Origin of the sequence: uncultured Campylobacter sp. (assembly GCF_937959485.1) — a bacterium.
In the GTDB taxonomy this organism is placed as follows: Bacteria; Campylobacterota; Campylobacteria; order Campylobacterales; family Campylobacteraceae; genus Campylobacter_B.
In genome coordinates, this window is record NZ_CALGPY010000012.1 from 166,042 (window position 1) to 178,538 (window position 12,497).

The 12,497-nt window shown below is 50.4% G+C and carries 12 protein-coding genes; all 12 read right to left on the reverse strand.

Annotation, left to right across the window (positions count from 1 at the left end; translation table 11 throughout):
- Window positions 1-89 precede the first annotated feature (89 nt).
- Complete coding sequence (locus tag Q0380_RS08275; RefSeq protein WP_298962530.1) at window positions 90-1,604, reverse strand: 2-isopropylmalate synthase; 1,515 nt, start codon at window positions 1,602-1,604, stop codon at window positions 90-92.
- A gap of 84 nt (window positions 1,605-1,688) precedes the next feature.
- Window positions 1,689-2,438 carry a CDP-diacylglycerol--serine O-phosphatidyltransferase gene (gene pssA, locus Q0380_RS08280; protein WP_298962534.1) on the reverse strand — a complete coding sequence of 250 codons (750 nt, stop codon included), beginning with the start codon at window positions 2,436-2,438 and terminating at the stop codon, window positions 1,689-1,691.
- Window positions 2,439-2,566: 128 nt separating this feature from the next.
- Window positions 2,567-4,516 carry an ATP-dependent zinc metalloprotease FtsH gene (ftsH, locus tag Q0380_RS08285; protein WP_298962537.1) on the reverse strand — a complete coding sequence of 650 codons (1,950 nt, stop codon included), beginning with the start codon at window positions 4,514-4,516 and terminating at the stop codon, window positions 2,567-2,569.
- On the reverse strand, window positions 4,513-5,376 hold the full coding sequence (locus Q0380_RS08290; RefSeq protein ID WP_298962539.1) for a 50S ribosomal protein L11 methyltransferase: 864 nt from the start codon (window positions 5,374-5,376) through the stop codon (window positions 4,513-4,515). Before Q0380_RS08290 ends, ftsH begins: the two co-directional genes overlap by 4 nt.
- A 78-nt stretch (window positions 5,377-5,454) precedes the next feature.
- Window positions 5,455-6,162: a 1-(5-phosphoribosyl)-5-[(5-phosphoribosylamino)methylideneamino]imidazole-4-carboxamide isomerase gene (hisA, locus tag Q0380_RS08295; protein WP_298962541.1), complete on the reverse strand. Its 708-nt coding sequence runs from the start codon at window positions 6,160-6,162 to the stop codon at window positions 5,455-5,457.
- Window positions 6,162-6,905 carry an imidazole glycerol phosphate synthase subunit HisH gene (gene hisH / locus Q0380_RS08300; RefSeq protein WP_298962544.1) on the reverse strand — a complete coding sequence of 248 codons (744 nt, stop codon included), beginning with the start codon at window positions 6,903-6,905 and terminating at the stop codon, window positions 6,162-6,164. Before hisH ends, hisA begins: the two co-directional genes overlap by 1 nt.
- Complete coding sequence (locus tag Q0380_RS08305; RefSeq protein ID WP_298962711.1) at window positions 6,902-8,707, reverse strand: nucleoside-diphosphate sugar epimerase/dehydratase; 1,806 nt, start codon at window positions 8,705-8,707, stop codon at window positions 6,902-6,904. The genes hisH and Q0380_RS08305 overlap by 4 nt, the downstream gene beginning before the upstream one ends.
- The gene (pglE, locus tag Q0380_RS08310; RefSeq protein WP_298962547.1) at window positions 8,707-9,804 is read right to left on the reverse strand and encodes a UDP-N-acetylbacillosamine transaminase; all 1,098 of its coding nucleotides are present in this window, start codon (window positions 9,802-9,804) and stop codon (window positions 8,707-8,709) included. Before pglE ends, Q0380_RS08305 begins: the two co-directional genes overlap by 1 nt.
- 110 nt (window positions 9,805-9,914) lie before the next feature.
- Window positions 9,915-10,520 (reverse strand): UDP-N-acetylbacillosamine N-acetyltransferase, encoded by a 606-nt coding sequence (pglD, locus tag Q0380_RS08315; protein ID WP_298962550.1) that lies wholly within the window; start codon window positions 10,518-10,520, stop codon window positions 9,915-9,917.
- On the reverse strand, window positions 10,507-11,112 hold the full coding sequence (gene pglC, locus Q0380_RS08320) for an undecaprenyl phosphate N,N'-diacetylbacillosamine 1-phosphate transferase (protein ID WP_298962553.1): 606 nt from the start codon (window positions 11,110-11,112) through the stop codon (window positions 10,507-10,509). Before pglC ends, pglD begins: the two co-directional genes overlap by 14 nt.
- Window positions 11,105-12,220 (reverse strand): glycosyltransferase family 4 protein, encoded by a 1,116-nt coding sequence (locus tag Q0380_RS08325; protein ID WP_298962556.1) that lies wholly within the window; start codon window positions 12,218-12,220, stop codon window positions 11,105-11,107. Before Q0380_RS08325 ends, pglC begins: the two co-directional genes overlap by 8 nt.
- Window positions 12,208-12,456, reverse strand: a complete 249-nt coding sequence (locus tag Q0380_RS08330; protein WP_298962558.1) for a hypothetical protein — start codon at window positions 12,454-12,456, stop codon at window positions 12,208-12,210. Before Q0380_RS08330 ends, Q0380_RS08325 begins: the two co-directional genes overlap by 13 nt.
- Window positions 12,457-12,497 lie beyond the last annotated feature (41 nt).

Genomic DNA, 12,497 nt, shown 5'->3' on the forward strand with positions numbered 1-12,497 from the left:
TTTAAGTGTGAAATATTATTAAAATTTTGCTTTTGATTTGTTTAATCTAGCGGAATTTGCGTTAAATTTAACAAATCCCGCCGAGCAATCTAGCGCTTAGCGTCCAAATATGTATTTAGCGCCGCAACGTAGGCCTTTGCAGACGCTAGCATCGTATCTACGTCAAGTCCTCTGCCGATGATAGCACCCTCGTCTTTAAATTCCACCTTGACGGTTACTTTCGCTAGAGCGTCTTTGCCCTGTGAAACCGCTTTTACTTGGTATTCTTTTAAGCTACCGCTGATGCCGCTGATGCGGTCTATCGCTTTAAATATCGCATCCACGCCGCCGTTTCCAAGCGCGCTATCGCTTAAAATTTCATCCTTATACCTTAGCGTAAGAGCGGTGCTAGCGTGTCCTTTGTTGCAGCTATTGGAGCTTAAAACCAACACTTCATAGGTCTTTTCGGCTCCCACGAACTCGTCGTTTACGAGCTCTCTAATATCCTCGTCGAAAACGTCCTTTTTACTATCTGCAAGCACTTTAAATTTATTAAACGCGATCTCAATCTGCTCGTTACTAAGCTCATAGCCCAAAGATACCAGCTTGTCTTTGAAGGCGTGGCGGCCGCTGTGCTTACCCAGCACGAGGGAGTTTTTATCAAGCCCGATATCCTCGGCATGCATGATCTCGTAGGTTTCTTTGTGCTTTAGCACGCCGTCTTGGTGGATGCCGCTTTCATGCGCGAAGGCGTTTTTTCCGACGATCGCTTTATTGGGCTGCGGCTCGATGCCGGTAATGCTCGCGACTAGGCGGCTGGATGGATAAATTTCTTTCAAATTTATATCGGTATAAAGCGGCGCAAATTTATCTGTGCGCGTCTTTATAGCCATTACGATCTCCTCTAGCGCCGCGTTGCCCGCGCGCTCGCCGATGCCGTTTATCGTGCACTCGACCTGTCTGGCTCCTGCTAAGATAGCGGCTAAGGAATTTACGGTAGCCATTCCCAAATCATTGTGGTTGTGCACCGAAACTATGGCGCGTTCGCCGATAAGCTTAACGAGTTCGCCTATTCGGGCGGTGATCTCGTCCGGATAGAGATAGCCCACCGTATCGGGGATATTTATGGTGGAGGCTCCAGCGTTTATCGCGGCGTCGCAGATCTCTTTTAAAAAGCTAATATCGCTTCTGCACGCATCTTCGCAGCTAAACTCCACGTCATCGCATAGACTTTTTGCGTATTGCACGGCCTCTACGGCGCGCTTTATGACCTCTTGCGGCTGCATTTTGAGTTTAAATTCCATATGAATCGGGCTTGTAGCGATGAAAGTATGGATACGCCCAAGCTTCGCGCCCTTTACCGCTTCTCCAGCGGCTTTGATATCTTTTTCTAAAGCGCGCGCAAGAGAGCATACGCGAGCCTTGCTAACGGCGCCCGCGATCTTTTCTATCGCGTCAAAGTCCCCGGGGCTCGCCGCCGCAAAACCCGCCTCGATAACATCTACGCCCAGCTTTTCAAGCTGCAACGCAAGATGGATCTTTTCGTCCGTATTCATCGACGCTCCGGGGCTTTGCTCGCCGTCACGAAGCGTCGTATCGAAGATTATGATTTTATTTTTATCCATTGCAGATCCTTTCAAAGGGTTAAAATTTGGCAAAATTATAGCCGCGCAAACTTAAAACAATCGCGGCGATAAACATATTTGAGATTATTTCGCCGTTTCCTCGGGTTTGTCTTTTTTTTGAAATTTAGCCGCGCTTAAATTTAAAGCTCCGCGAACCAAACCGTAAACGATATAAACCAAAGTAAGTACCGCCGGGAATTCCAGCTTGAAAAGATATAAAAGCGAGAAAAACACGACGATTAGAAGCACTAAAATTTTAATCGCATTGGGACGTTTTAGGCTGATCTTTTTAAAGCTCGGAAAGCGGATGTTGCTTACCATCAAAAACGATAGCGCCGCCATTGCGATGATCAAAAATACCCCAAACCCTTTGGAAAGCTCATATTTTAGATAAATTCCGATCCAAAACGCCATCGTAATCGCAGCCGTCGGAATCGGCAGCCCGATAAAAACGCTAGGCTCGTAGGTGCCCGTGGTGACGTTAAATCGCGCCAGCCTGATCGCGCCGAAAACCACGTAAAGCGCAGCTACGAGCGAACCGACCTTACCGTAATCGTGCCCGACCGCGCAGTAAAACAGTAGCGCCGGCGCAACGCCGAAAGCCACGATATCCGCAAGGCTGTCAAATTCCACGCCGAATTTCGACGTAGCATGCGTTAGCCTCGCCACGCGGCCATCTAGCCCGTCGCAGATCAAGGATAAAATGATATAAAAGATCGCGGCGCTGAAGTTGCCTTTGATCGTAGAAATTATGCTGATAACCGCCAAAAATACGCTTGCCGCCGTGAAAAAATTCGGCAATATGTAGATTAGTTTTCCCTTTTCCTCTTCCATCTCTCACCCTTTAAATTTTATTTTCGCGCCGCTTTTCGTTCGGCGCCGCAGATCGCGCACAAAACACTTTGGCGCGCGATCGCCTTAAAATTTAGCCCTAAGTTCCTGCTCTGCGCGAGGCTTTAAATTTAAGCCTCATTCTTTGCGCTTTCGATATCGTCGTTAGCACCTAAATTTCGCACCAGACGGGTAGGCATGCCGTTGTCTTTTTCAAATTTAGAGATAATCCCCACGATTTGTTCGCCCGAGACCGTCTCCTTCTCATACAGCGCCTTTACCATCTCCTCAATCGCCGGAGCGTAGGTCCTTAGCGTCTCTTTTACCGCCGCGTAGCGCTCATCTAGAGTCTTGCGGACATATTCGTCGATCTTAACCGCCGTTACCTCGCTGTAATCCTTGATGCTCTGTCCGCCGTTTAGGAAGGAATACTGCTGCTTTTCTAACACCGCAAGCCCGAGAGCTTCGGTCATTCCGACCTGAGTAGCCATAAATTTAAGCATATCGGTAGCGCGCTGTAGGTCGTTGCCCGCGCCGTCGGTAATCTCGCCTAAAAACACGTCCTCCGCCGCGCGCCCCGCCAAAAACGTATCGATCTCGGCAAAAATTTCATGGCGCTGGTGTAGGTATCTATTTTCAAATGGCGAATTTAGCGTGTATCCCGCAGCGCTCAATCCGCGCGGCACGATAGTTACTTTAGATACCGGCATCGCGCCTTTGGTAAGCTCGGCGATGAGCGCATGGCCGCTTTCGTGGTAGGCGACGATCCGCTTTTCGATCGGGCTTACGCGGCGCGATTTTTTAGCCAGTCCGATACCGACGCGCTCGATCGCTTCGAGTAGGTCTTTTTGCTCGACCTCCGCCTTTGCCTCGCGACCCGCTAAAAGCGCGGCTTCGTTGATGATGTTTGCAAGATCGGCTCCCGCAAAGCCCACGGTAAGGCGCGCGATCTCTTCGATATCGATGTCGCGGGCAAATTTAACGTCGCGCATATGCACCTTTAAAATCGCCATTCTGCCGTCAAAATCGGGTCTATCGACCAAAACCTGTCTATCGAATCTGCCCGGACGCAGAAGCGCCGCATCCAGCGTCTCGGGGCGGTTGGTAGCCGCAAGGACGATCACAGGGCTTGATTCCGAGCCGAAACCATCCATCTCGGCAAGCAGCTGATTTAGCGTCTGCTCGCGCTCGTCGTTGCCTCCGCCGATACCGCCTGCGGTTCTGCTTTTGCCGATCGCGTCGATCTCGTCGATAAAAACGATTGCCGGAGCCTGCTTTTTAGCGTTATCAAATAGATCGCGCACCCTGCTGGCGCCTACGCCTACGAACATCTCGATGAAGCTGGAGCCTGATACCGAAAAAAACGGCACGTCCGCTTCGCCCGCGACCGCTTTGGCTAGCAGCGTCTTGCCCGTGCCCGGAGGTCCAACCAAAAGCACGCCTTTTGGAATTTTAGCCCCGAGGCTGATATATCGCTCGGGGTTTTTTAAGAAATCTACGATCTCCTTAACCTCCTCTTTCGCCTCTTCGACGCCCGCTACATCGCTAAATTTAACCTTCGGCTTTTCGGCGCTTACCAGGTTTTTAGAGCTTCCTATACCGAGCACGCCGCCGCCCATATTACGCTGCATGCGATTGGCTAAAAACATCCAAATTCCAAAGAAAATCACAAGCGGCAAGACCCAGCTAAAGAGCAGATCGGTCAAAAAATTACTCTCGTTATACGCGCCGTATGGAATTTTTCGCGATTCTAAAATTTGAACCAGCTCGGGATCATCCACGCGCTTGGCGGTGTAGATTACGTTGCCGACTTGCGCTTTAATCGTGGAGCTTCCGATGGAGACCATGCTTACTTGGGAGTTTTTGATCTGCGATTTTAGCTCCGAGTAGCTTACGTTTCTGCTCTCGCCCGAGACGGAGCCCAGCATACCGTCGCTATCAAAGCCGCCGCTTGGCGATATCGCTTTAAACACGACTATCAAAATAAGCGCGAAAATAATAAAAACGCCGATCGGATTTTTATTGAAAAAATTGTTTCCGCCGCCGTTTTGAGGGGGTTGATTGTTTTGGTTGTTATTCATATTTTCCTTTCATAAACGAAGCTGAGCCATTCGTTTTGCTTTTTCATCTGCACGAAATTTAAATCCGAAAAGGCTTGCTCTATCCTATCTTTATATTTTTCTAAAATTCCCGACAGCACGAGCTTGCCGCCCGATTTTAGCGCTTTTTTCAGATCCGCGCTTAGGATCAAAATCACGTCGGCGATTATATTTGCGACGATTAGATCAAACTGCGGCTGCGCGGCTGCGCTTGAACTTTGCTCGTTTAAGCTTGAAACGCTGCCGAGCCAAATTTGATCGATCTGCACGCCGTTTTTCTCGGCGTTTTGCTGCGTAGCCGCCACCGCCTGCTCGTCGGTATCGCAGGTACTTACCTTTGCGCCCAGTTTTTTCATCGCGATACTTAAAATTCCGCTGCCGCAACCTACGTCAAGCGCGCTCATGCCCGCGCGAGCAAGCTCGCTAAGCAGCGCCAGACACATATTGGTGCTTTCGTGATGCCCCGAGCCGAACGCCAGCGCAGGATCGATCAGCAGATCGATTAGCGCGCTATCTTGCGATCTTTCGCACCAGCTCGGACGGACGTAAAATTTACCGACCGCTACGGGCGCAACCCCTTTTTTATATTCGTCGAGCCAGTCTTTGTTTTGCTTTTTTGAAATTTCGATCTGCAGATCGGCGTCTAAATTAAGAGATCGCGCGAGCCCCTTTTTAAACTCTTCAAACGCAAATTTTAAATTTTGCAGATCCTCTTCGTCGCGGATTATGAAGCGCTCGCCATCCTCCTCGACGCAGGTAACGCCGAGCTCAAACGCAAAGCTCTTGAAAAGCTCACTTGCATTCTCGCTTTTTACGATCATCTCATAAAAAAAATCTTTCATCGCCTCACATCGCCTTTAAATTTTAAAATTTGCATATTACTAAAATTTAGTTCAAACTTTGCTTACGCTCGGGCGTTTTTATAGAGCCTCAAACGCCTTTTTAAGATCAAGCGTGCCTTCGTAATACGCCTTGCCGACGATGACGCCCGCGATGAGCTCTGCGTTTTTAAGCGCAATTATGTCATTTATATCTTTCACGCCGCCGCTTGCGATAGTATCGATGCCGCAAGCTTTCGCGATAGAGCGGCTAAATTCTACGTTCACGCCGCTTAGCATCCCGTCGCGCGATATGTCGGTGCAGATGATCGCGCAAACGCCCGCGTCCGCGTAGTCTCGCGCCAGATCAGTCGCTTTTACGCGGCTTAGCTCCGCCCAGCCCTCGGTCGCTACTAGACCCTCTTTTGCATCTATGCCCACGACGATGCGGTAAAGCTTCGCCATCTGCTTCACGAAATCCCTATTTTTAAGCGCCGCCGAACCTAGGATAAATCTATCGACGCCCAAGCTCAAATACTCCTTTATGCGCGCTTCGTCGCGGATGCCGCCGCCCACTTCTACGCGCAGGCGCGTGCTTTTTACGATCCGCTCGATCGCTTTGAAATTTACCGCCTCACCCGCAAACGCGCCGTCGAGATCAACCAGATGCAGCCACTTAGCGCCGAGATCTTCAAATTTTTTGGCTAGCTCACAGGGGTCTTTGGAATAAATTTTTGCGCTTTGCATCTCGCCCTTGCTAAGACGCACGGCGCATCCTTGTTTCAGATCGATCGCAGGGAAAATTTCCATCACAGCTCCGTAAAATTTTTAATGATTTTTATGCCAGCATCGTGGCTTTTTTCAGGATGCGGCTGAAAGGCGAATACGTTTTCGCGCCAGATCGCGCTTGCAAACTCATAGCCGTAAAACGTGGTCGCAAGCGTGATCTCGCGCGCGCAAAGGACGTGGTAGGAGTGCACGAAATACAGATACTCAAACTCGCCTAGGCCCCCGTTTATCGGCGAGCGCTTGATAAAATGCGCGCTGTTCCAGCCGACGTGCGGAATCTTTAGGCTTTCGGCGCGAGCGGAATTTTGCCCGCTGCGCTCGCTCAGCCCTGCCCCGTCTGAATTAAATTCCGCCCCGCCCGATCCAAATTTCATATTTTTTCTAAATTCCATATTTTCGGATCCGGATTCCGCCCCCCGAATATTAAATTTCGTTTTATCAAATTTTACGACGCGACCGGGTAAAATTCCAAGCCCGCTGCGCGCGCCGAATTCCTCGCTTTGCTCAAACAGAAGCTGCATCCCTAGACAGATGCCTAAAAAATATCTGCCGCTTGCGACGAACTCTTTAATCGCGTCGTCCATACCGCTTGCGCGAAGCCTATCCATCGCCTCGCCGAATGCGCCCACGCCCGGAAGCAAGGCCTTATCGCAGCTCAAAAGCTTCTCAGGGCTGCGCGCGAGGCAAAATTTAGCGCCGCAAAAGCTAAGCGCGTTCATCACGCTTTGGATATTGCCCGCGCCGTAATCCACGATACCGATCAAGCCGTGCCCTTCATATCGTTCAATCGGTGCGAAAACTCGGGCACGATACGCTTTAGCTTATCCGCGACCTGCGCGTCCTCGCACTCCGAGAGCTCCTCGATCTGCGAGCTTAGCTCCTCTAGGTCGTATTTTGCGGAGTGGGTTACGAATATGGATTGGTACTTCGTGCTCTTGTCGTTTTCGTCGATCAAAAGCTCCTCGTAAAGCTTCTCGCCGGGACGCAGACCTACAAATTTAATGCCCAGCTCCTCCTTGCCGGCAAGCTGCAGCATTCGCTTGGCAAGATCGGCGATCTTTACGGGCTCGCCCATATCCAGCACGAAAAGCTCGCCGCCCTGCGCGATGGAGGCCGCCTGAAGCACGAGCTGACACGCCTCGCTAACGAGCATAAAATATCTCGTAATCTCGGGGTGCGTAACGGTAAGCGGCTCGTTCGCTTCGATCTGGCGTTTAAATTTAGGGATGACGCTGCCGCTTGAGCCGAGCACGTTTCCGAAACGGACGGCGACGATCTGCGTGTCGCTTGCCGCGTCGTTGGAATTTAGCGCGTAAAGCTCGCAAATGCGCTTCGTCGTGCCCATAATGTTCGTCGGTCGCACCGCCTTGTCGGTCGAGATCAAAACGACCTTTTTCGCGCCATGTTTTTTGGACAGATCGATTACGTTTTTTGTGCCGATGATGTTGTTTTTGACCGCCAGGTGCGGATTAAACTCGCATAGCGGCACGTGTTTATACGCCGCTGCGTGCACGACCACCTCTGGATGAAATTCTGCAAAAACCTCTTCCAGCTCGCGATGATAGACGATATTTATCATCTTTAGCTCGTTGCGCGCGTCCGCGCCGGTCGCTTCGTTGATCGAGTAGAGGTTAAACTCGCTGTGTTCGACCATGATAAGACGCTTTGCGCCGAATTTTAAGCATTGCTTACAAATTTCGCTTCCTATCGTGCCGCCCGCGCCCGTTACCAGCACGATTTTGTCTTTGATAAAATTTTCGATCGCCTTGGTGTCGAGGTCTTTGGGCTTGCGCGCGAGCAGATCCTCAATCGATACGTCGCGGATCTTTTTGCTCTCATCCTCCAAAAGCGAAAAGAGCTTGATATCCTTTAGCCCGTATGCAAACAGCTCGTCGTAGAGCTCCTTTAACTCGTCCGGATATAGCGCCAGCGCGATGATTGCGGTTTTGGCGCCGCTATCTTTGATCATCTGCGGAATTTCGCCCTTGGCTCTGACGACGTAGTTTTCGCAATACGTCCCTACTAACTCAGGCCGCCCGTCCACGACGCCCACGGGATAGTAATTGATATATTTTTGCCGCATACCTTTTAGGACGTGAAAGGTCTTGCTCGTAGCGCCCACGACGATGCAGGGCTCGTTATTCGTGATGTTTTTCTTCTCGCTTAGAAACATCCGCTTTGAAATTCTAACCCCGCTGATTAAAATAAACGAGATCGCCGCATCGATGATGATGACCGAGCGCGGGAACGGGTTAAAAATTTTACTCGCTAGAAAAAACAGGATCAAAAAGGTAAGCGCCGCCATCACGTGCGCGTAAAAGAGCTTTCTAGCTTCGTATAGTCCGAAAAATCTCCACGGAACTAAATAGATCCGCAAAAACCAAAAGTAGCAAATTTTAATCGCCGTGAGGCTCGAGGCGCTAAGCAGCGCGCCTTTGTAGAATTCATTCGGTATATCTCCGCTAAATCGCAGCAAAAACGCGATATAAACGGAGAGGATCGAGATAAAAATATCTCCTAGTAAAAAAAACGCAAAGCGGCTAAATTTAGTGGGTTTTAGTAACATCAAATGTTTTCTTTTACGATTTTTACGACGCGCTCGATCGTCTCGTCGCTCATATCTGTGCCGCTAGGCAGGCAGATGCCGCGTTCAAACATATCCTCGCTCGTGCCGTCAACTACGCTAAGCGCGCCTGCGAAGATGCTTTGCAGATGCATCGGCTTCCAAAGCGGGCGAGATTCGATATCGGCTTTATTCAGAGCGTCGATAACCTTTAGATGAGCGCCTTTTTGCTTAAATAGCAGAGTAGTAAGCCATCTGTTGCCCTCGCCGCCACCAACTTCCGGCATAAACTCCACGTCGGTGCCCCTAAACAGATCCTCGTAAATTTTAAAAATTTCGCGCTTTCTTTTAACGCGCTGCGGCAAGACCTCCATCTGGCCTACGCCGATAGCGCCCAAGACATTGCTTAAGCGGTAGTTATAGCCGTAGTCCTTGTGCTCGTAGTGAAGCAGCGGCTCGCGCGCCTGGGTACTGTAAAATCTAGCCTTAGCGATTAGCTCCTCGTCGTTTGAGATCAGCATTCCGCCACCAGAGGTAGTGATGATTTTATTGCCGTTGAAGCTTAGCGCGCCGCATTTTCCGATGCCGCCCAGCGCTTTGCCTTTATAAAATCCGCCCAGCGCCTCCGCAGCATCCTCGATGAGATCGATATTTTCATTAGCGCAAATTTCGCATATCTCATCCATCTTCGCAGCCTGTCCGTAAAGGTGCGTGACGATTAGCGCCTTTGGCTTTTTCGGCGATTTTTTGATCGCTTCTTTAAGTAGCTTCGGGCTTAAATTCCAGCTCTCGTCGCTGTCTATCAGCACAGGCACGCAGCGCTCGTAAAATATCGGATTTAGCGACGCCATGAAGGTAAACGTGGACCCTAGCACCACGTCGCCGTCCTTTGCGCCGCTGCAGCGAAGCGCCAGATGAAGCGCCGCCGTGCCTGCGTTTAGCGCCAACGCGCCTCGCGTTTTGGTATAAGCTTTGACGCTGTTTTCAAATCTATCGACATATTCGCCCAAAGGCGCTATATAGTTGCTCTCAAATACTTTTTTTATATACTCAAGCTCATCGCCGCCCATATTCGGCGGGCTTAAAAATACTCTTGCCATCTCTATCCTTTCTTGATTTTAAAATTTAGCCTCGCCTGACGCAAGGCTAAATTTAGCTTTCGGCATTAAATTTAAATGCTCGGATTTTATCACTTTTAATGTTATAAATTTTAAATTTGATCGCTTTTTTTAACTATCCGAGCGGGTACGCCTACCGCCGTGCAACCGCTAGGTATGTCGCGCACGACCGCAGCGCCCGCGCCGATGATGCAGCGCTGCCCGATACTTAGCCTCTGAATAACGCTAGCGCCGATGCCCACGTGCGAAAACGCCCCCACTTTCACGCCGCCCGCAAGCGCCGCGTTAGGGCTAATGTGCGCAAACTCGCCGATCTCGCACTCATGCTCGATTACGACGCCTGAGTTGATTATCGCGCCTCGGCCGATTTTAGCTCGCGCATTTATCACGGCGCCCGGCATTACGACCGCGCCCTCGCCGATAGCGGCGCTTGGGCTAACGATGGCGCTTTGATGAATCAGCGTCGCTATCTCAAAACCCGCTCGCGCCACCCTCTCTTGGATCTTTGCACGAGTTTTATTATCGCCGATTGCGATTATTACGGGATGCTTCGGCAGATCCTCGCTAAATTTCAGCCCTGCCGCGTCGTCTAAAAAAACGACCTCGCTAAATTTAGCCCCACGCGCGGCTAGCGCGACGTCCGCGACCACTAGCCCATGTCCGCTCGCGCCGTAAACGTAAATTTTAGTTGTGCCCATTAAATTTCTCCGTCGTCGCCACGCCCTCTTTATTCACTCCCTCTTTTGCAAGCACCTTTTTTATCGTTAAAAGCGCGATCTTAAGATCGAGCGCGAAGCTTAAATTTTGCGCGTAATACGTATCGAACTCAAATTTTTTCTCCCAGCTGATCGCGTTGCGTCCGTTTACCTGCGCAAGCCCCGTGATGCCCGGGCGCACGCTGTGTCGCAGGCGCTGCTGCGGCGAATAAAGCGGCAGGTATTCGGTCAGTAAAGGGCGCGGCCCGATGAAGCTCATATCGCCCTTTAGCACGTTGAAAAGCTGCGGCAGCTCATCCAGGCTTAGTGCGCGGATTTTTTTGCCGTAATCGTTCAGCCGCGCTTCGTCGGGTAGAAGTTCGCCGTCTGCGCCGCGCTCATCGCTCATCGTTTTAAATTTATAAATTTTAAAAATTTGCTCATCAAGCCCAGGGCGAGATTGCGTAAAAATCGCGCTTTTGCTAATGTGCTTACGGATCAAAAACCATGTAAGCGCCATCACGGGCGAAACCAAAATGATCAAAACCAAAGCCGCCGTAAAATCGAGCGCGCGCTTTAAAAAACACCTATACATCGATAAATTTCCTATAAACCTCTAAATATTTTTCCGTGACGATCTTTTCGTCGTAATTTGCGAGCACCATCTCACGCCCGTTTTGCCCGAGCCTCTCGCAAAGCGCAGTATCGTCCAATAAAATTTCGATCTTTCGCGCAAGATCACCCGCATCGCGAGTGCGGCATATTAAGCCGTTGACGCCTTCTTGCACGGCTTCTACGCAGCCGCTGCAATCGCTTACCACGCAGGCTCGCGCCATGCTCATCGCCTCTAAAACCGTGCGCGGAAAGCCCTCCTTGTAGCTAGGCAGCACGAACATATACGCGCTTTTATACAGCCCTCGAACCTGCTCGCTCCAAGGTATCCAGCGCACGAACGGGCTTTTTAAAAAGGCTTCGTCCGCGCTACTTCGATTTCCAGCATATCCGCTGCCTACGAAGACGAAACTTGCGTCCGTGCGATCTTTTAAAAGCTCGGCCGCTTCGTAAAATTCCTTAATCCCCTTGTGCCAAAGCGCGCGCCCCATCATCAAAACCACCTTCCGCTCGCCCAGATCCGCCCCTTCGCATACGTCCGGATCGAAGTAGCTCGCGTCCACGCCCACGCTTTTGATGCGGTAAATTTTATCCTCGCGAGTAAGGCCCTTAGCCAAAAAATAATCGGGATCGGCGTCATTTACGAAGATGCAGCCGTCGCTAAGCGCCAAAGATCGCTTATAAAGCCGCTCGATCACAGCTCTAATTAGAAGCGATTTTACGTCGCTATCCACATAGAAGCTGCCGAGCCCCTCTACTAAATTTAACACGGTTTTGACGCCCGCCTTTTTCGCCGCGAAGGTGCCGAAGACGTTTGATTTGTGCGCAGAGGTCTGAAGCATATCTAGGTTTAGATCGCGCAAAACGGCGGCCAAATCCTCGCTGTTTTTAAGCACTTTGAAAGGGTTGATCGAGGCCTTGTCAAGCTCGTAGGTCGCGGCGTGAAATTCGCTCGCAAGCCTTTGCGTGTAATCGCCCGCGGGCGCGATTGCGTAAATTTCATGACCGCGCTCTTTAAGAGCCCGCATTATCGGCGCGCGAAAGAAATACAGGCTCATGCTTTCGTGCGAAAGAAACCCTATGCGCGCCACGGCTCACGCTCCGTTTTGAAATTTTGCGACTTAAGATTTATATGATTTTGTGCGCGGCACGCGGAATTCTCGCCGTCTGGATTAAAATTTCGCGCGAAATTTTGCACTCTAGAATTTCGCGCTAAATTTCGTGCTTTGAAATTTTGCGCGATGAAATTCGGCGCCGCAAAAAACCCCCGCTCTTTTTTAAAATTTACCGCCGAAAAAAGCGCTCGCGACGCTTGAAAAAATTTCATTCGCTCTCCTTAAAATTTAGCCTAAATTTAATCCCAAACTC